We start from the raw sequence: 21,012 nt of genomic DNA on the forward strand, positions 1-21,012 counted from the left end.
ACAGGAAGACCAAATTTCACTTCTCCCCATTCATCCCAAGCAACAGATATATGGTCACTTTGAGATGAATAAGGAGAGTGAAATATAGTTCTTATCGGTTCATATCTTAGATACTACGTGAGTATCTCCGAGGAATTTCCTTTAATTCTAAGAATTGTGATATAGCACTTAACTATTTAGCTATATAAATATTGAACTCTGTGACATCAACACGCTTCGGATATGACAACATATCATATTTCAAGAACCGGGTATCCATAGGAACCTTCAATGAAATATTCTGAGTGCTTCCACTAGTGCGAATGTCTCCCATTGATTTCCACTTATTTCCATCCTCAGATATATAGATCACAACTTTAGAAGGAGCATAGCCAGAACTCCAATGCTGAGTCTTAATTCCTGTCACAGTCTTCTTACTGCCTAAATCCACAGTAATCCAAAAACCGGAATTATCCATAGCAACATCCGATCCTCCATTACCGTCAATCAGATCAGACGCCGTACCTTGCACCCCATCCATCAGAGTAAGAGTCCACTTAGACCGATCGTCAAGTACACTATTCTCCGGCACTCCGCTTTTCAGATTATCAACGGATAGAGCTTCTTTGTTAATTGTAGCAGGCAGTGCATTATAAATACTACTTGCCCTAACACTCTGACTGGTTGACTGAATACTTTCCATTATTACAGAAAAAGTATAACTCATAGCATCTTCTGTTCCTGATAAAAATGATAAATCGGGCATACTTGCCGTAAGTTCTTCCGATTGCATTTCACCGGCTTTAATGACTACTTGCTGAGAGCTTAATACGATTTTCCCTTCCAATCCTTCACTTGTCTGTACTGCCAGATTAACTGTTACATCCACAGAAGTTGGTCGCTGTACTTTTACCCTGAAGGGCATGTCAACCTTTCCTCCTAACCCTGTGATACTGTTATGAGTTATGATAAATACTTTCTCATCATCTAAATAATCGTTTCTTTGTAAATAGACAAAAGAAGTAGTATACTCGTTATCTTCTTCTTCACTGTCACTACACGAAGTGAAGAAAGGGGTTGCAGCCCAAACGGCTGCAACCATTATCATTAATTTATAAAAATTCTTCATAATGTTCATCTTTCTATGTTATGACCTTCGAAAACTTTCTGAAAAATAAGACTCATCATTCAGGACAACGAACTCCCTCAATCCATGTTGGAGTACCTGTCTTCCGTTCAGCATTATAGCCATGCCCGGTCATATCGGCAGAAGTGTTTCCTGTCCCTTCATTAAAACGCCAATATGCCAATAATCCTTCCGAATCAGGAGCAACATAACAAATATTGCCTTCTATTTCGGCTTGTGTCAAAGCTCTGGTCCAAACGCGGGCCTCACTGATAGCACCATTCAGATAGCGTCCATTATAAGAATATCCAATATTAAAGTCACCACCATCATATAAGTTTACGGCTTTACGTTTATCCGCAGCCTTGGTTACTTCCAAAGCGCCATTTACGTAGATATTCAACGAAGCGCCATCATATACAGCCGCTACGTGATACCATTTCCCTGTATCAAAAGTCATTGGAGTAGTCAACTGATCTTTTGCTGTCAACTGCAATTGATTATTCTTGATAGTCACATCACCAAAACGCAACAGGAAGTTTTCATCACTCTCGATCCCCATTATTGAACTAATATAAGGATCCCAAGTTGCGAAACCATTCATCTTTATACGACATTCCATGGAGAACTCCTGCAAACTCTTTAGTGAAGGATTTTCCTTAAACTTTGGAACATTGAATGATACGCTGCCGGACAAAGAACATGCACTTGTTATTATAGTCTGATTCACGATCAAGTATAAGGTTCTGCCAGAGTCAAGCATTTTCTTCCCCTCCACATTTGCTAATGAAATGGGAAGCATATATACTACACCTTCCTGAAGTTTCTCTGTAGAATCAATGTTAAACATGATCGGTTCCGACACATTTGAACCGGCTTTTATAACCGATTGAGATTCAGAGAGACGATAACTCCCTTCCGGCAACACCGTATATTTAGTCCCATTCTTTACATTATAACTTTCCACCAGTCCCGGCTCAACCGTAAAACTGACTTTCACATCCGTTCCTTCTATTTTAGAAGAACAAGTTGCACTCACTCCCATCGTAGCAGGCCCATCTATTGTCAAACGGCTTATAACAGTGGATTCAGTACCAGTCATATACACCACATCACGAAACTCGTCAGCCTCTTTGCAAGATGCAAGCAAGAGCAGAGAAATTCCCGCAATTATATATTTAAGTCTCATCATATCTTTAATTATTTATATTGTAATACTATTATTCATTAATGGCCGGATTCATTATCTGAATAGCTTGTCTCAGATACTTATAGTCAGGCAATGCCAAATATTCATATTCCATGTGGTAAGTTCCCACCCCCGCTTTTTTTCCTTGACGCGGATTGAAACGGGCCATTCCTAACAATGAAGGCATCGTTCTTCCTTTAGAATCCCGATATTCCGGGTTTCCTCCCGTTGACCACAGACTTTCAAAGTTCTCAGTAAAAATATACTGCTCCGGTTTCCAGCCATTGGCATCAGCATCATCAAAACGACCTTGCAAATCACTATCTCCATAAGAGTTATAAGCCTGCACAATTCCATAATCAAATAACTGGGCTAATCCCTCATTTAAGTGAAAAGGAACTCCGTCGATGGTAAGCAGTTTGCCTGTTCCTGAAGCCGGGCCTAATTTTTCGCTCAGCTTTCTTACAAAAATCTCCATATTGTCCATGTGTCCAGGACCTGAAACCAACGGTCCCACTCCGCCAAATCCCGGTTCATAGTCCAGATCCAAGCCATCATAATCATATTTATCAACAGAATCACATACTGCAAGCGCATAGGCTTCAATTCCTTCTTTAGTAACTTCAAATTCTTCCGGAATAGAATGTGCAAAAATGGTAAAGATCACTTTCATACCTTTCACTCTCCGAACATATTCCATATCAGCTTTCATTTCCGGAGTAATCTTATTATAATCTCCCCAAATAGAAATAATGTCCATACTATCCGGCACATTAGCTAATCTTGTGGACATAGCCGGACCGGCAGCCGACCAGTTGCCAAACCACCCAAAGGCAATATAGTGATCTGTATTTCGATAAGCACGCAGATTTTCATAATATGCTTCCGGTTTTTCCGGAACTGTCTGGACAACACGTGCTTCCATTTCATTCTGTTCTTCACATGCTATAAATAAAGAACTTCCTGCTAGTACTGCCAGAATATATAAAATAAATTTCTTCATTTGATTCACTTCTTTATGAGTTACTAATTATTTTTTCTTATCCCACCATAGTTTGGTTCCACCTGTATCCGGACCACCTAATAGAGAAATGGCTCTCTGAACTTCAGCACTATTCCCATCATATTCTTGTTGCGGGAAAGTAACACGACGAATCTGTATTTCCGTATCAACTGCTCCATTGCTGAAATTATTGGCCACCGGCATTATCTTGGGATAACCAGTACGGCGGAACTCAGTCCATGCTTCTTGTCCTTCCGGATAGAGGGCAATCCATTTCTGCGTCAAGATGCGCTCCAGATTTTCTTCAACAGAAGCCTTTTCATCATAGACAGGGGTTATTTCCGTACGAGCCGAATAACTGTTATTGCCAATAGGATCATCATATTTAGCAGGTTTGGCATCTTTATTCGTCAAGTAACTGCCTATGTTCGCTTCCCATTCTGCAAATGAGGTACGAACACCTGTTTCATATAATCCCTTCGCATCCCCTTCCATATTCCATTTTCGCAAAGCGCTTTCTGCACGCAGGAAATATGCTTCGGCAGCACACATCCATTTCACTTTATTTGACGCCTCGATATTAGGAGTGGACAATCTCTGATATAATGTCTGGTCATCAATAATAATTCCATTACGAGCTCCATGGTAATCACCACCTTCTAAAGTTGATTTATGAAAGTATTTGCCAATACGATCATCACTGTATCCTTTAAGAAATGACTCCATGGTAGATCCCATACACGTTTCTTTATACATTGCCCAAATCACTCTCAAAGGATGATACACAACAATACCGTTTGCCGAATGCAACATTGCATTATCATCATTTTCCGTCATAACCCCGACACCTCTTGATGTACTGACAGCTTCTTCAGCATACTTTTGAGCATTAGCTGGATCAACATATACAATACGCATTGCCAGTCTTAATTTTAAAGTATTGGCAAATTTAGCCCACTTAGTAATATTACCTTCATAAACCAAATCATACTTTTTTAATGGACGCGCATCGGGATTCTTCTCACAAAAATCTTCCAGAATATCAATGGCTTCATTCAAATCTTTAAAGAATGATTCATATATCTTATCCTGAGCATCATAAGGAGTAGTCATCGCTCCATTCCCAAATTGAAAATATGGCAACGGACCATAATTATCCGTACAACGGTGCATGGCAGCAACTTTCAGCACTTGTGCTATCGCATAAGTCACAGGTTCTTTTTCTCTGTTTTCTTCCGTACAAACACGCTTCCAAGCAGGCATTATAGTAGTGAAAGCAATATTGAACATTACATCATTCCAATTGTCGAAACGCAAGTTATAAGTTGTATTATTAGAACAACCGTTCCAGACACCAATAGCGCACAACTGACCGGAAAAGATATCTCCTGTCAGATTCTGAGCACGCTGATAAGCATTAGCTCCCTGATCACTGCACGGAATCATATCCAACTCCATAGAAGTAATAGCCGAGCCATAACGCAAGCCATCCATATCTAAGTAAGAATCAGGAACATTGTCGGGATTCATATTAAAATCTCTATAATTGCCCGTACATGCCGTTAATGTGAAAAGTCCCAATACTAATGCGCTTTTCAACTTCATATATATTTTCATCTTTTTCATTATTCTCTATTTTAGTATTAGAATTGGAATTTTAAGCTAAAACCAACATTACGCAAACTCGGTTGCATAAAAAAGTCGATACCCTGATAATAGGTTCCTGTAGAAGACGCCAGTTCAGGATCAAAAGGAGCCTTATGATAGAACATAAACAAATTCTTACCAATCAGAGATAATTTCACATTCTTCACTGCCCCTCTAAACCATTGATCGGGAAATGTGTATCCTAAAGTAGCTTCCCTCAGGCGAACATTGGTTGCGCTATATGTATAGAATGCTAATAATCCGGTAGTACCACCACCGACTACAGAATAATATTTTTCAGTATTTACTTTCCCTCCATTCACCATTACGCCGCCATTATCACGAGCGTCAGCAGAAGCTTGAGAAGTACCAAAACGATCCATAAGCGCTTGTGTGGCAGAAACACAAATACCACCTAGACGTGCATCGATCAGGAAGCCAAGTGAAAATCCTTTATAGCTAAAAGTATTATTCCAACCAAAATTATATTTGGGAGCTGAATTTCCGGCTTTTATCCAGTTTTCACTATCCGCCTGAACAGAACCATCCTGAGGATTTACATATATATAGCCTTGATGATCTGTCTTCAAGCCTTGGACGTAAATATCTCCAATACTTCCGCCTTCTTCAATTCTTTGTTTGTAAGTTCCCATTGTCACGATGTCCATATAAGGAAGAATGACTCGCTCATTCGTGATAGGATTACGTGCCGATTCACTCAATAATTCTTTAATTTTATTCCGATTCATGGTGAAGGTTAAGGTGGAATTCCAGTTCACCTGACCTAACTTTTCTTTATATCCCAGCATGGCTTCAACACCCCAGTTTTTCACTTTACCACTGTTTACATGATATTCTTTATAACCCGTACTGGGAGCAGCATCCAGAGTAAAGAACTGGTTATAGGTATTTGAGCTATAATAAGTAACATCAAAGTTAATCTTATCCTTGAATAAACGGATATTAGCACCTACCTCAAATGCCTTGGTACGTTCCGGTTTTAAACCTGTTGCCGGAAGTGACGGCAGATCTTCTATTTTACCACGGGTAATCTTATAGGATAAAGAAGACACATAGGGCTTTGGAGCATTACCTACCTCGCTATAAGAAGCACGCAATTTCATGAATGAGATCGGTGTTTTGCTTAAATCAAACATCTCCGTCGGCACAAAAGACAAACCCACTGACGGGTAAAAATATCCTTTTTTCTCATTAGATGTAAAGGCAAAAGTAGAAGCCCAGTCGTTACGTCCGGTTACATCTAAAAACAGAGCACTCTTATAACTGAATTGCACAGTTGCAAAAGCGGACTGCGAATTATAATGAACTCCTGTTCCACCCAACATATTTGTTTCCGCATCATTACGGTCAATATTTTCTACAGTAAACAAGTTGGGAACAGTAACCAGGTTACCTTCAAACCCGGTAACATCACCCATAATTTCATCTGTCACACTTCCTCCGATATTCGCATTTACTCCCCATATACCGAACTTCTTATCTATATTCAGAATAGCATCCGCATAAAAGTTCTTATATTGAGTACGCATCTTCTGGTAGTTACCATAATCCGAAGCAAATAATTTGTCGGAAGATGCACTGATCTTTCGGGTATAGGTATCTTCACTATTATCAACACGCAAACGACCGGTCGCTCTCATCCAGCTAGTTATCTTCCAGTTCAGACTACCTGTAAACATATAGCGTTGTTTATTATTATTAAAGAACTCACGATTCACAATCCACCACGGGTTCTGCATAGCTAAATTCTTATTCCCATAAGGCCAGAATTGAGTATTAAAATTACGTTCGGCATTATAGTGCTCGTATGTCTTATACTTCTCAATATCATCACCGGGAGGGAATAAATACAAAGGAACCAACGGATTATGAGCTTGTCCCTGAGATATCATATTTTGATTATTCTGAATAATGTAAGATGCACTCATATCAAGAGTTAATCTATCTTTTATGAGCTCAGTCGTATTTCTTAAGGTAAAATTATAACGGTTATATTTATTATTAGGAATGATACCTGCTGCATTAATAGATGAAGCGGAAAAATAGGTCTGATTTCTATCTGTTCCAGAAGTTACGCTTAATGAATTAGTTTCAGTAAAACCCGTCTGAAAGAAATCCTTCGGGTCATAAGATGAAGGGGTAGCCAGTTTATTTCCCCAGCTCTCAAATACACCTTCCTTTTTACGTCCATAGGTATTTTGAAATTTAGGCATTACGAACGGCATCAAAAACTGAGTATCATTTGAATAAGATACACTTAACTTTCCCTCAGTACCCTTTTTCGTAGTAATCAATACAACACCATTTGCACCAGCCGCTCCATACAAAGCTGCCGCTGCAGCACCCGTAAGTACAGACATGGTTTCTATATCATCCGGATTCAGACTAGATATACCGTCACTATCACCGCCATCCGGCACTTCAAAAGACCCCATCGGCTGCTCTGAACGCATGGATGATAATGGAATACCATCTACTACATACAAAGCATTGTTATCTCCGAATAATGATTTTGTACCACGCATTACTACACGTGTAGAACCACCAATGCCATTCGCACTTTGATTGATAGTCACACCTGCTATTTTACCTTGCAGGCTAGTAACGAAACTGGCATCCTTAACTCCTGTGATTGCATCACTCTTTAACTCCTGTACATTGTATGTCAATGCTTTTGCCTCTCTTTTGATACCTAGAGCAGTCACAACAACCTCACTCAGCACTTTGTTATCTTCCTGAAGAATAATATTCAATGGTTGATTACCAGTCACCTTAACTATCTGTGGCACATATCCTACGTAAGAGAATTCTATAGATTCTCCTATCTTAACTTGAATATTAAAATTACCATTAATATCAGTGATAGTGCCTGAAGCTCCTTGTGCTTTAACATTCACACCAATCAAAGGCTCTCCGCCAGCATCCTTTACAAGACCTTTCAGCAGAATCTTATTATCACTCTGATCTGTCACATTGAGCTTCTGAGTTGACAAAATGATTTGTTTATCTACCATTGTATAAGTGACATTGGTACCACGAAATATCTCATCAAGAATATCCAGAATCTTACCAGACTTATTACTGACTGAAACAATCCGGTTTGTCTGAATTGTTTTATCATTGTACAGGAATACATAATCGGATGTTTCTTCTATCCGGTTCAGAACTTGCTCTATGGAAGCATTAGACATCGAGATGGCAACCCCTATTTTTTGGGCATATCCATTCTCGGCAGAAAGCTGCAAAACTACAGCAAAAAGTAGTACCAGACTGATCCTCATAATTAAAGGAAGTTTTAGATTTAAAGCATATTTAGGATATAATGCAATAAATGAATGATTTTTTTTCATACATTTGCGGTTAACTAAAGTTTATTACTTAATGAACTATGGTTTGATTTCCGGTTAGCGTTTGCGAGACTCTGTACCGTGAATCTAAAAATTTGGGGGAAGACAGCTGTTGATAGCAGCTTTCTTCCTTTTTTACATTTTTTGTATTATATCATAGGCTACTCTCTTTTAAAAAGGTTACTAATATAAATCTACTATTATCTTTTTCTTTGTAAATGTATCATCTGCCTGCTGTACAGCCTCTTCCGTTTTCCACTTCAATGCAGCAGATTTAGCCAGATAATCCAATATTTGTGGTAATGTTTCATTCCGGAATGTAGCCCGGTATTTATATTCCTTACCTGATTTATTATTAAACTGAATATCTACATTGAAATGCCTTGACAAACGCTTAAAAATATCATCCAATGAGGCATTGCGGAATATCAGCTTGCCTTCCTTCCAAGCGATTTTTTCGTAGACATCCACTTTGTTTTTTATCAACTTCTTACTCTGTTTGTCATAAAGCAACTGCTCTCCAGGTATTAACTGTACAATAGTACTCCGGTCGGGAGTTATCACGTTTACTTTACCTTTTTCCAGTACTGTTTCAATATTACTGTCGTCTTCATAAGCAGCTACATTAAATTTAGTACCATATACATACACACTAAGTCCGCTGGGAGTATTTACATAAAAAGGACGTTTATGATCTGCCTGCACCTCGAAATAAGCTTCTCCTTTCAGAGTCACATTACGGTTTTCCTCACGAAAAACAGTCGGATAACGTAATGTACTGCCAGCATTCAGCCATACTACAGAATGATCCGGAAGTTCATAACGTATCACTGAACCTGTAGCTGCTGTTACTTCTGCATATTTTTCATCAAGCTCCGGTTCATGAAAATACAAATATCCTAAAACTAATGAAGTCATCAACAATGGCAAAGTCAAAAATGCAGCACACCGCATTATCAGGCTATACACCTGTTGCCTCCGATTAGCTTTCATTTTCATCTGTGTCCGGTGATAAGCGTGTAGCACATCAATGGACTCCATTTCTTTAATATCCTCTCCCAATGCATGCGCTTTCTGGAGCAATGACTCAGGATTCATATTTTCCATATTCTCTTTCAAAATCATATTTTATAATTGCAATTACACTTATAATACAAACGAGTGTATTAGAAAAGGACAGGGAAACCGAACTTTTTTATTTTATTTTTTGGATTTGAGGTAAGCTTTACTAAAAAAAGGAGTCTTTCATATGCATACACCACACATTATCAATCATTTATTAACGAAAAAAAAAAATCTTCATTTCGCATAGTTCGTTCCTCTTAAAGGATAACAATACTAATATTTTAGACTCCTTTTATATGAATCAGCTACAAAAAAAGTAAGGAAATAGTTTTTATCTGACTTTCTTATTATATATTTGCGACACTAATCAACTGTATTAAATCTAAAAAATAATGAACTTATCTTTTTCGGGACACACTAAAGAGTTAACTTTCAAGCAGCTTTATGAAGAATATTATGCTCCTTTCTGCCTGTACGCAAAAAGATTCATTGAAGATAAGGATACACGTGAAGATATTGTATCAGATGTATTCGCATCACTTTGGGATAAAATTGATACATTCGACTTAAAATCAGAAACAGCATTGGGATATATAAAGATGTGCGTAAAAAACAACTGCCTCAATTTCTTGAAACATCAGGAGTGTGAATGGAATTATGCAGAAGTCATTCAAAAAAAGGCTCCCATCTATGAAATTGAACCGGATAGTGTATATACATTGGACGAACTCTATCGAATGTTATATAATACACTAAATAAACTTCCCGAAAACTACCGTACCGTATTTATAAAAAGTTTTTTTGAGGGGAAAACACATACGGAAATTGCAGAGGAAATGAATCTCAGCGTTAAGTCCATCAACCGATATAAGCAAAAAACAATGGAGTTACTACGTAATGAATTAAAAGACTATATGCCTCTTTTACTACTGCTTATTATTTCCGGACAACAATAATTTTGCAGCCAATGAACGACAAGCCGCGCGATTCACTTTTCCATTTTCCGTTTGTGGTATCCGATCTACTATTTTAATTTGCTTTGGACAACAATAAGAAGGCAAAATGCCGGGTAAAGCTCTTTCTATTTTATCCCAATCCTCCGTTTGCTCCATTAATAAAACAATAGCTTCTCCAAGTTTTATATCAGGAATACAAGTCACTACATAAGGAACCATAATTAATGAATGAAGTTTTGCTTCAATTTCTTCTGCCTGCACTTTAATTCCTCCGCTATTGATTACATTATCCTTTCTTCCCAGAATCGTAAAACTACCGTCCGGATAAATGCGGGCAATATCATTTGTCTGCAGAGTATCATCGCAGACAAGCGGAGCATTAATCATCAAAGTATTTTCTGAAGACAAAAACAACTCTACGGATGAAAAAGGATAATAACGATCGGATGCTGCTGCGCCATTCAGACGGCGAAGAGCGATGTGAGAAAGGGTTTCCGTCATCCCGTAAGTTGAATAAACAGCATTGGACAGATTTCTGATTTTTTCCTCTAAAGCCTTGTCAACTGCTCCGCCTCCTATAATTAAAATCTCCGTTTGCTTTAATTTCTCTTTCTCTTCGGGTATCTGAAATGTATTATACACCTGCAAAGGCACCATAGCCGCAAACCTTAAAGGAGTGTCCACATCTGCCAATGGATGACCGGAAGCCCGACGTACTATAAGATTCAACCCGGCAATCAAAGAACGGACGACTACCATCATCGCCCCGATATAGCGAAGGTTCATACACAATAATGCCGTTTCACCCTGCTTTAAATCCAGAAACTCACAAGTCAGGCGTGCACTCTGTATCATCTGATCTTTGCGAACAAGCAATTCTTTAGGTGCCCCCGTAGAACCGGAAGTATGTACAGTGATCACAGGATCATCATTAAACCATTCGTTTAGAAAAAGATACAAGTCCCATATAGCAGAAGGGTGGTTTCCCTCACCTTCTGCTACAAGGCTATGTATATCGCCCGGAGTATATTCCTTTCCCTCCAGCAACAAACGCTGTTTTTGTCGGTCGAATATCATCATTTACAAAACCACAAACAATCTTTTCTGATTTCAAGAGGCATCTCTACATTATCTGTAAAGAGTAACCCGGTGCCTAACCCTTGCGGCAATGGATTCTGAAAAGTAGCACACCATTGAGCGATAGCATTCAGACCGATATTAGACTCCAGAGCAGAAGTTATCCACCAACCGATATTCAGTTTCTCCGCTTCTGCAATCCACTCCTCGCCACCGGCTAATCCGCCATGAAGAGAAGGTTTGATAATAATATATTGCGGACGGATAGCCGAAAGTAATCTTTGCTTTTCTTCCCAGGTATTATAGCCTATCAGTTCCTCATCCAAAGCTATCGGCAAAGGAGATTCGGAAGTAAGACGTGCCATTTCTTCCCATTGTCCGGCACGAATGGGCTGTTCTATCGAATGTAAGTCCAGTTCGGACAAGCGTTTCAATTTCTCCATCGCATCTGTTGGCGAGAATGCTCCGTTGGCATCTACACGCAATTCTATTTCTTTAAAAGAATAGTGAGAGCGGATATGTTGGAGTAAAGCCAGTTCTTCTTCAAAGTTGATGGCACCGATCTTCAACTTTATACAGCGGAATCCCGCCTCCATCTTCTTCTCTATCTGAGCAAGCATTCTATTGAAGTCACCCATCCAGATAAGCCCGTTTATCGGAATACCTGCTTCCCCACGTGAGAAGGGTGTATCCCACAAAGCCCAGCTTCCTTCAAAAAAGTGACGAATGGCTGTCTCCAAGCCAAAAAGGATGGAAGGGTACTTGCATAGAGCTTCCATGTCCAGCTTACCTCCCTGATTCTCTACCTGCCGGCAGATTTTAGCCAGCACTTCCTCGTAATCGGGAAGATCATCACAGCTAAGATTTGGCAGAGGAGCGCACTCCCCGATCCCTACCCAATTGGGAAATTCGGGAGCAGTAAAATGAAGATACCAGACTTTTCGCGTTGTGTATGTGCCTCGTGAAGTTCCGGCCGGCTGCTTGAAATGAAGCACCCGCGGAATAATGTCTATTTTGCAATCCATTGTTTAAGGGAACTTCGGATATTTCTTAAAGTTAGGTTTACGTTTCTCCAGAAATGCATTCTTTCCTTCCTGAGCCTCATCCGTCAGATAGTAAAGCAAGGTCGCATCCCCTGCCAGCTCCTGAATACCTGCCTGGCCGTCCAGTTCGGCATTCAATCCGGCTTTAATCATCCGCAAGGCCAACGGACTGAGCAGCATCATTTCTTCCGCCCATTGCACATACTCATCCTCCAGTTGCTCCAATGGAACTACTTTATTCACCAATCCCATATCCAACGCTTCCTGCGCATTGTATTTCCGGCAAAGGAACCATATCTCACGTGCCTTCTTCTGACCGACGACACGAGCCAGATAAGAGGCTCCGAAACCTGCATCAAAGCTACCTACGCGAGGACCGGTCTGTCCGAAGATCGCATTCTCCGAAGCAATCGATAAATCGCAAACTACATGAAGCACGTGTCCGCCACCAATGGCAAATCCATTTACGGCAGCAATTACCGGTTTCGGAATGCTGCGGATTTGTTTCTGTACATCCAGAACACTCAGACGGGGAACACCGTCCTTGCCGATATAGCCGCCACGCCCTTTCACATTCTGGTCACCGCCCGAACAGAAAGCCTTGTCACCAGCTCCCGTAATCACGATCACATCAATATCCGCTTCTTCCCGGCAAATGCGCAATGCGTCACTCATTTCAGCCGTTGTAGTCGGAGTAAATGCATTTCGATAGCGTTCACGGTTAATGGTGATGCGGGCAATCCCATTATAGTAATCAAAGAGGATATCTTCGTATTCTCTGATGGTTGTCCATTCTCTTTGTGTTGACATAATCTATTTTTGTTTTAGTTGATGATAATAATCTTTCAGTATACGTGCATCTTTATTTTTATTGCTGAATACTTCCATCAGAACCGGTTGTTCCATGGCTTCCGGTTGTGTGAAGGTTTTCATCGCTTCGGCAAGCTGTTCTTCATTCTCTACCCGTTGATAAAGGAATCCGCGTTCTTCCGCCCATCCTTTGGCAGATGTCTTGTGAACGGCTGTAATATACTTGTGCGATGTACCCGACATATCCAGTCCGGGTAATGTATGGAAAATCTCCCCTCCTCCGTTATTCAGCAAAAGAATGCGTAGATTAGGACGGACATTGATATTCCACAAAGCATTCATATCATAAAAGAAACTAAGGTCACCTATAGCTATAAAATTTAGTTTATCCGAACCGGCAGCATATCCCACTGCCGTGGACAACGAGCCTTCGATGCCGCTTGTACCCCGATTACAGCATACCTCAATCGTAGAAGGAACCTGGTATAACTGAGCATAGCGGATAACAGAACTATTTGCCAGATGCAATGCACATGATTCCGGCAATGCTTTTATCAAAGCACCGATAGCCGACATTTCCGAATATCCGAACTCCGGTTCGGGAATGGTCTTGCAATAATTCTCCCATACACGGGGATACTCCGGCACGCGGTTATCCAGCAATGGAGCTATTTTCTCCAGAAACTCAAACGGGTCCATTTCGATGACGGTAGTCAGAGAACCGTAAAGGTCAACCACTTCTCCATCAGCAGACACATGCCAGTGTTCTTTAGGCGGATGCTGCCGAAGATATTTTTTCAACCGCTTGGAAACCACATGTCCGCCATAAGTAATCAATAACTCGGGAGTCATCTGGCCGGTTTTCTCTTCGGGCATCGCATAAAGCGCCGCATCAAAATTCTTCACTGGAATACCGGGTACTGTCTGATTACCGATATGCTCGGTCAGCCACACGAAATGTTTATATAACAATTTGGTATGCCGTTTCTCAAACAAGTAAATCAAGTTCATCTGTCCGACAATAATCATCCGCTTCTGATATCTGTTCAAGCGTTCGATCAGGTCATTGTAATCCCGGTCGTATACATTCAGCCCCTGATAGCGCGTGATGACACGTACTTCGGGAAGCGACTCCACCGTAAACTGGAACAAAGGTTCGGATATAGGAATATTAATATGTACCGGACCTTTTCCATGATGGTTGGTTTCCAGCAAGGCTTCATTCACCAAGCGGTTACAGTACCATTCATCCTCTTCTGTCTGAATCTCCGGAAGGTTTACCGACTTCTTGACCAATGTCTGAAAAACACCGGGCTGCGGCAATGTCTGTCCCGCCATCTGTCCAATCCAGGCAGCAGGCCGATCGGCAGAGATAACAACTAAAGGTATATTCTGATAATACGCTTCTGCCACAGCAGGATGAAGATTGAGCAACGCTGTACCGGAAGTACAGCAAACGGCAGCAGGATGCCCGCCATTCAGCGCAAGACCAATCGCAAAATAACCGGCACTCCGTTCATCCGTCATAGCATAACAAGTAAAACCCGGATGAGTAGACAGCGTATGCACAATAGGTGCATTACGGCTACCGGGACATAACACTACTTTCGTAATTCCATGCGCCTCAAGCAGCGCGACCAACTGGAGTATATTTTTCTTGTCCGAATACATATTGATAGTGATTAGCTTGTTAGTGATTCATCATTATTGGAGCAGATACAAGAATACGCCTCATGGTCTGCAATTTCTTTTCCGTTTCCTGCCATTCATCATTCAACTCTGAAGAGGCTAACAATCCGCCACCGGCATACAGTGTCAATTGCTCGTCTTCAATGTGCATGCAACGCAGATTCACATACAAATCTGTGCGTCCCTCCGGATCGAGCCAACCGATAAAACCGGAATAATACTTACGATCGTACCCTTCATTTTCCAAAATGAACCGGTAGGCTTCTTCTTTAGGCAGTCCGCACACGGCAGGAGTCGGATGCAGGACTTTCAGAAGGTCTCCCAGATTTTTATTATCTTTCAAAGAGAAATGGAAATCAGTTTTCAGATGTGACAAGGCACCGGCATAAGCCGGATAAGGTCCGCTCTCTGTGGAGCGAATGCCCAGCGAAAGAAGCTGCCGACGGATATAGGACGCCACATAATCCTGCTCCTGACGGTTTTTGTCATCCCATACTTGCGGAAGTTTACCATTCTGCAAAGGTTGAGTTCCTGCCAGGGCAACTGTGTTCCATTCATTTTTTTCGCCCGACAATATAATTTCGGGAGTACTTCCCAGCCACACGCCCGTCTGAGGAGTATAACACAGATAGATATAGGAATGAATATAACGTTGACAAGCTGCACGAAAAACAGCTGAAGGGGAAAACTCCGGATTCTTTCCAATAGTGAGACTACGGGAAAGCACCAGTTTATCAAAGGTAGCATCACGCAAGGCTTCAATAAATGTATGAAAACAGGTCGCATACTTCCCAGTACAAAGGGTATGAAAAGATTCCTCCGGATAACTTTGCAAGCCCTGCTCTTCCTCTGCCACGATTTCCATAGGCAACGGTTGTCCAGTCCTGTCGGACTGTATCAACACAATCGGACATGACTTATCTACACGGAACGGAGCAATCACAAATCCTCTTTGTCCATTCAGTTCTTTCAAATCGAAAATCAGGCGGACAGCTCCGACATCTTCTGTCAACAGACGAGGATACTTCTCCCCGGGAACACGATAAACAGCAAAGGGCTGTTTCCGCTGAATAAGTGCATCAATAGTTGTCAAGTTACTTTTTTCGTCAATCATCTTTTTTTCATCACACTGTTGACCACCCGTATAGAGGACACCAGTTTATTGGTTGAAGTAAAAACGTCCACATTCCATACATGGGAGGAACGTCCTTTGTGTACAATCGTCGCTACTGCACGTACTGTATCACCTTCGTGCGCAGAAGATATATGATTTCCGCTGACCTGCATTCCTACCACAATTTCATCCGGCTGACAGAGAATCATCGAGCCGAGTCCGGCAACTGTTTCTCCCAATGCAAGCGTAGCTCCACCGTGCAAAATACCGAACGGCTGACGGGTACGGTGATCTACCGGCATCGTCGCCTCTACACGGTCTTCGTCGGCATATGTATATTGGATACCCAGATTACCCATCAATGCGTGACGCGCCTGTGCATTCAACTGGTCCAAAGGAATCTCTGCAGCGCGAACTTCCGCTATTATCGCCTTTTCGACAGCCAGAGCCACTCCGTCTTCCTCATTGGAAGCTGTCACATAATCCGCACAGACCTTTACCGAATCCTGCGAATGCCCCATCGCCACTCCCAGTCCTGCCAGCTGAATCATCGTTACATCGCACACACCGTCTCCTATAGCGATGACTTCTTCACGCTTCACATCCAGTTCTTCCAATAAAGCTCCCAATGTGTTGGCTTTATCAATCGCACACGGCACTACTTCCAGAAAATAAGGTTCGGAACGGAAAACATCCAAAGCTCCGTTCAACCGTCTCTTCCAGTGTCCTTCCAGACTAACCAACGCTTCCTCGTCATCGCTGACAAGCATACACTTACACGGAGCAAAGTCAATTGCTACAGAAAATTCCTCTTCCTTGATCACTTTCAAATTATTCAAGCGAGCTTCATTCTGGATATGTTCATTCTCCGGAGTGTCAGTAATGATCGTATCATCATGGTAAGTGAACAGTGCGAAATTATTTTTTCTTGCCTTCTTTTCCAGATAAGGCAACATTTCCGGATTAATCCTCCGCTCAAACAGTATTTCTCCGTTTTGAGCATTAATTATCTGGCAACCATTATAAGAAAGGATATAACCTCCATAATTTCCGAGTTCTAGGGATTTGGCTAAAGGCATCAGACCGTAAGTCGGTCGGCCGGATGCCAACACGATACGTACTCCCATCTGCTGAACTTTCAGCAAAGCAGCCAATGTACGTTTACTAATTTCTTTTGCATCATTGAGAAGCGTTCCGTCTACATCAAGAACTAATAATTTATACTTCATGGACACACGATTTTGATTTAGATTACAAAGGTAGGAAATTGAGTGAACGACTGAAAGCGGAAAGAGATAAAAATTACTTTAATTTCACTCTTTCAGATGCATTTCCAAATAATCACGAAGGATTCGGGCATGATTATAAACCGGTTCTTTGGATGCATAAAGCAAAGTGATCACCAGATGAGGTTTGATAAGAGTCAGAAAATCGGCAACAGCTTGAGAAGCTTCCAGTTCCTTCTGATACATTACGACAAAATCATTCCAGTGCCCCGGAATATCTTCATGAAACCATCTGCGCAGTGCTGCGGAAGGCGTTATATCTTTTGCCCAGTAATCATATTTCAACCATTCTTTTTTGATTCCACGTGGCCAGAGTTTATCTACCAGCACCCGATATCCGTCGGTCTCTGAAAAGTCTTCGTACACTCGCTTTATCCTAACTTGCACCATTTCCGTTTATATTTAGTTATCATAAGAATAAACCGATAAAACGGAAAATTGTTTATCGAAAAAGCCAAAATCAACCTAAGGATTCCTGCGCTTTTTTAAATTTGTAAGGAGTCATACCAGTCTTTTTCTTGAACATACTGTACAGAATAGGCGTACTATTAAATCCGGCTTCATCAGCTATCGCACGAATGGTATAATTGGGATGTTGCTTCAATAACTGAATCGCATAGTTAATACGAAGTTCATTAATATACCCGTTGAAATTAGTTCCGGTGTTTTCCTTGATCATCCGGGCGAAACGCGCATTATTCAAATGTACAATCTGAGCCAGATCCTCTCTCGACAATTCCGGAGACAGATATAACTGATCCTGAACAACAATACGATTCAGTTCTTTGAAAATTTTCTTATTCTCATCCTCTTCCTCCCTACTCTCCACTACTTCATCCGGAGATAAATCGTCTTTTTCGGAAAAGCCAGTTTCCGGTTCCAAGTCCAATGGAACAGCTATCGGATCTTCCGCATCTCCATCTATGAATAATTGTTTGTTCTCTACTTTTCCAGCCAGTTTCTCATTGATAAACTTTGCCAGCATTTTGTTTTTATATTTAACAATAATCGTATGACGCCAAATCCGCCATAGCACAAATAAAATGAGACAAGTGACACATCCCAAAAAAGCAAGTGATATGTTTCTGATTCTTAACTGTAAAGTCTGTTCGGCAATATATTCTTCCTGCTCGTCAGCTTTATGAATAGCATTTAATTCCAAAGCCGCATTCTGTTTATCCTTGCTGTTAATACCATCAATAATAGAAATAATAGACTCACGTAATGCTGCTACTTTTTCAAAATCCTTCAAGCCTTTATAAGCTTTCACCTCTTTCTGAAGGATACTAATATACTGCAAGTTGACAGTATCCTGCTCTTGCATCAATTTCTTAAAATCCTGACATTGATCAACGACTTTCTGATATTGTTTAGACACTAGCAGATAAGGTATCGCATAGGTTTTTCCATCCGGTGTCTGTGAATTCTCTGTTGACAAATATTGTTGATAATATTTTTCCGCCTGATCATACTTTCCTTCCAGATAGCAGATATACGACATTTTTGCATACAAGTAAGTATATTGCAGATCAAGAAAGCCTTTTGTTTTTTCCGGTAATTTAGCTATATCTTTAAGTAGCTTTTCGCGCTTCAACCCAACCTCCAATGCTTCTTTACTACGGGAATCATTGAGCAGATAATCCATTTTCATCCCATAAAAGTATGAAAGCATAGCCATTTCCAATTTGGAACTTGTACCTTGAAGCAATTTGATAGCTTTGTCAAAATAGTCATATGCCTCCTCTTTGAAAGACAATTGCCATTTATTTTCACCAATGCAAAACAACAGCTTACTTTCAGCCCCTTTATCCTTTTCTTTTTGTGCTAGCTTGATACCATCAAGAGCATACCTCATACTCTCTTTATGGTCACTCATAAGCACTGCTAATTCTGCCAGGTCGACAGTCATGGTCAACAAGTGCTTAGGATCTTTCTGAGAAACGGAATCCAGCAAATAAGACTTTTTGGCATACAAAAAAGCCAGTTTAGTCATATACATATTACGATAAACCCTGCTGCGTAATTCATGTATAATACGCAGAGGGATAGTCTTCTTACTTTCAGCTCCATCCAACAAACTTAAAGCCCGTTCAGGTTCTGCCATATAAATTCGACTTATATACTCACTGGTATATAGCGAATCATTCTCTATAGTTTTGTCGGCGAAAAGGAGCTGGTTAAACACAAACAAAAACAAACAAAAACAAATAACCGAGCGAATACTTTTCATTATAATCCCAATGATTTTACTCCCCAAAAGTAAAACATAGTTTCATAAAATGCAAGAATTGAACATATTTGAATGAACTAAAATAAGAAAAGTTAGTGATTATAAAAGTCAGGAGCCATCAAGTTTTCCCCACCAACCACATACAATAAAATACTAAAAATCAAGCACATGTCACATACATAAAACAAAACATCTCAACATATAAATAAACTGCCGATTCTATTAATGAATCTGCATAAGATCAGAGCAGCACATGAAAAATCGAACCGACCAGTCTAAATAAACACCAGACAATTATTAACCCGCCACACTCATCAGAGCAAAACAGCACAAAAACAGAAAATCAAAAAAGAGAAACACATACTGTAATAAGAAAGATTATAATCCCAACGCTTTATCAAACCGTTGCTCCATACATGCACTCAAATCCGTCGTTACAAACTTTCCTTTATAGAAAAGAGAAAAGATAGTAGCAGGTGTAGGTGCATTTTGTGCTTGTGCCATCGTTTCCAATCTGACTATCTTCAATGGAATACCTTTGTTCTCAGTCACACTCACTAAAGAATTACGGACATGAAACTCTGCAAACGGACAACGATGTGTATAATAAACGACTACACCTTCTTTTTCCTCACATTCTCCACTTGATACTGTTCCATTGAATGACGGATCAGGAGCTGCCGAATTTATCTTCAAAGCCAAAAGACTGAAACCATAGGGTAGTTTTTCTATCGTCTCAAACCCCTGACGTAATAACCATTTCGCATCACCCATAAAATGAAATTTAGAGGTACCGACCACAGTCACCAAGCCATCCCTACCCTGTGCTTTGGCATCCTCGACAGCAGACTGCAATAGTGCTTTGCCATGCCCGCATCCTTTATATTTTCCTGAAACCCAAAAACAGTTTATCATTAAATAGTTAGGTGCATTAACCGGAACCCAAGCTTTTTCGGCAGGCCCATATTCTATAAATGCTTTTGCACGTTCGTCAAGCCGTCTGAAAACATAGCCATTCTCAAACTCATTTTTCAGCCATGTCTTTTTCAACTCATAGCTATCCTTGCATTTCTTATCGGAGAAAGCACAGCAAATATGTTCTTTTTCGATATTCTCTTTAGTCAGAGTGATATACTTCGCTTCCATAATATTCTGTTTATTAGTATATAAATTCCGGTTGTCCATTTTAACTACAGCAAAGATACACAATCGAAAGTAATAAAACATTGTCCAGTCTCGTCAAAATGACACAGTAGTACGGATTAAAGTTCGGAAAACAGATAAGTAAATAAACCTGAGTGACAAACTTATCAAAGAACTTATTGACCACTCTGTGGAAGAAGTGATCAAAAAACTCCCTAAGAAAAAACAGGAGGAATATCGCACAATGATTTAACATAAAGCGTGAAACCGCTGACTGGTAACCATAC

16 protein-coding genes and 1 pseudogene are annotated in these 21,012 nt (G+C 40.5%); 2 read left to right on the plus strand and 15 right to left on the minus strand.

Features of this window, described 5'->3' with window-relative positions; all coding sequences use genetic code 11:
• Window positions 1-172 precede the first annotated feature (172 nt).
• The 6 genes from NBH01_RS07815 to NBH01_RS07840 form a co-directional block, all read right to left on the minus strand.
• Entirely contained in the window at window positions 173-1,117 is a 945-nt protein-coding gene (locus tag NBH01_RS07815; RefSeq protein WP_081363717.1) for a discoidin domain-containing protein, read from the minus strand.
• Window positions 1,118-1,163: 46 nt separating this feature from the next.
• The gene (locus NBH01_RS07820; RefSeq protein ID WP_081363719.1) at window positions 1,164-2,297 is read right to left on the minus strand and encodes a DUF1735 and LamG domain-containing protein; all 1,134 of its coding nucleotides are present in this window, start codon (window positions 2,295-2,297) and stop codon (window positions 1,164-1,166) included.
• 28 nt (window positions 2,298-2,325) lie between these two features.
• Entirely contained in the window at window positions 2,326-3,297 is a 972-nt protein-coding gene (locus NBH01_RS07825; RefSeq protein WP_074857239.1) for a glycoside hydrolase family 18, read from the minus strand.
• 27 nt (window positions 3,298-3,324) lie between these two features.
• A complete protein-coding gene (locus tag NBH01_RS07830; RefSeq protein WP_250700059.1) occupies window positions 3,325-4,923 on the minus strand; it encodes a RagB/SusD family nutrient uptake outer membrane protein in 1,599 nt (532 codons plus the stop codon).
• Between the two features lie 17 nt (window positions 4,924-4,940).
• Window positions 4,941-8,246: a SusC/RagA family TonB-linked outer membrane protein gene (locus NBH01_RS07835; protein ID WP_074857513.1), complete on the minus strand. Its 3,306-nt coding sequence runs from the start codon at window positions 8,244-8,246 to the stop codon at window positions 4,941-4,943.
• 249 nt (window positions 8,247-8,495) lie between these two features.
• Complete coding sequence (locus tag NBH01_RS07840) at window positions 8,496-9,419, minus strand: FecR family protein (RefSeq protein WP_074857516.1); 924 nt, start codon at window positions 9,417-9,419, stop codon at window positions 8,496-8,498.
• 350 nt (window positions 9,420-9,769) lie between these two features.
• On the opposite strand from NBH01_RS07840, the gene NBH01_RS07845 reads away from it, so the two are divergent.
• Window positions 9,770-10,333, plus strand: coding sequence for an RNA polymerase sigma-70 factor (locus NBH01_RS07845; protein WP_074857245.1), 564 nt, complete (start codon window positions 9,770-9,772; stop codon window positions 10,331-10,333).
• Here NBH01_RS07845 and NBH01_RS07850 read toward each other — a convergent pair.
• From NBH01_RS07850 to NBH01_RS07890, 9 genes are all read right to left on the minus strand, one after another.
• Window positions 10,304-11,410, minus strand: coding sequence for an AMP-binding protein (locus NBH01_RS07850; protein ID WP_165360433.1), 1,107 nt, complete (start codon window positions 11,408-11,410; stop codon window positions 10,304-10,306). The genes NBH01_RS07845 and NBH01_RS07850 overlap by 30 nt on opposite strands.
• On the minus strand, window positions 11,410-12,435 hold the full coding sequence (locus NBH01_RS07855; RefSeq protein WP_022471050.1) for an o-succinylbenzoate synthase: 1,026 nt from the start codon (window positions 12,433-12,435) through the stop codon (window positions 11,410-11,412). The genes NBH01_RS07850 and NBH01_RS07855 overlap by 1 nt, the downstream gene beginning before the upstream one ends.
• 3 nt (window positions 12,436-12,438) lie before the next feature.
• Window positions 12,439-13,263: a 1,4-dihydroxy-2-naphthoyl-CoA synthase gene (gene menB / locus NBH01_RS07860; protein ID WP_008760413.1), complete on the minus strand. Its 825-nt coding sequence runs from the start codon at window positions 13,261-13,263 to the stop codon at window positions 12,439-12,441.
• 3 nt (window positions 13,264-13,266) lie between these two features.
• The gene (menD, locus tag NBH01_RS07865) at window positions 13,267-14,934 is read right to left on the minus strand and encodes a 2-succinyl-5-enolpyruvyl-6-hydroxy-3-cyclohexene-1-carboxylic-acid synthase (RefSeq protein ID WP_008760412.1); all 1,668 of its coding nucleotides are present in this window, start codon (window positions 14,932-14,934) and stop codon (window positions 13,267-13,269) included.
• 19 nt (window positions 14,935-14,953) lie between these two features.
• Window positions 14,954-16,066 carry an isochorismate synthase gene (locus tag NBH01_RS07870; RefSeq protein WP_016268143.1) on the minus strand — a complete coding sequence of 371 codons (1,113 nt, stop codon included), beginning with the start codon at window positions 16,064-16,066 and terminating at the stop codon, window positions 14,954-14,956.
• Window positions 16,063-17,295, minus strand: a complete 1,233-nt coding sequence (locus tag NBH01_RS07875; RefSeq protein ID WP_008760410.1) for a Cof-type HAD-IIB family hydrolase — start codon at window positions 17,293-17,295, stop codon at window positions 16,063-16,065. The genes NBH01_RS07870 and NBH01_RS07875 overlap by 4 nt, the downstream gene beginning before the upstream one ends.
• Before the next feature lie 84 nt (window positions 17,296-17,379).
• A complete protein-coding gene (locus NBH01_RS07880; protein WP_061474234.1) occupies window positions 17,380-17,742 on the minus strand; it encodes a DUF488 domain-containing protein in 363 nt (120 codons plus the stop codon).
• A 70-nt stretch (window positions 17,743-17,812) separates the two neighbouring features.
• Window positions 17,813-19,582, minus strand: coding sequence for a helix-turn-helix domain-containing protein (locus tag NBH01_RS07885; RefSeq protein WP_250700060.1), 1,770 nt, complete (start codon window positions 19,580-19,582; stop codon window positions 17,813-17,815).
• 378 nt (window positions 19,583-19,960) lie between these two features.
• The gene (locus NBH01_RS07890; protein ID WP_118337521.1) at window positions 19,961-20,728 is read right to left on the minus strand and encodes a GNAT family N-acetyltransferase; all 768 of its coding nucleotides are present in this window, start codon (window positions 20,726-20,728) and stop codon (window positions 19,961-19,963) included.
• A 145-nt stretch (window positions 20,729-20,873) separates the two neighbouring features.
• Between NBH01_RS07890 and NBH01_RS07895 the strand changes: the two are divergent.
• Window positions 20,874-20,978, plus strand: a pseudogene (locus NBH01_RS07895) (MmcQ/YjbR family DNA-binding protein); the annotation flags it as partial.
• Between the last annotated feature and the right edge of the window lie 34 nt (window positions 20,979-21,012).

The sequence above is a fragment of the Bacteroides sp. B1-V-101 genome, assembly GCF_023656585.1.
Classification (GTDB): domain Bacteria; phylum Bacteroidota; class Bacteroidia; order Bacteroidales; family Bacteroidaceae; genus Bacteroides; species Bacteroides thetaiotaomicron.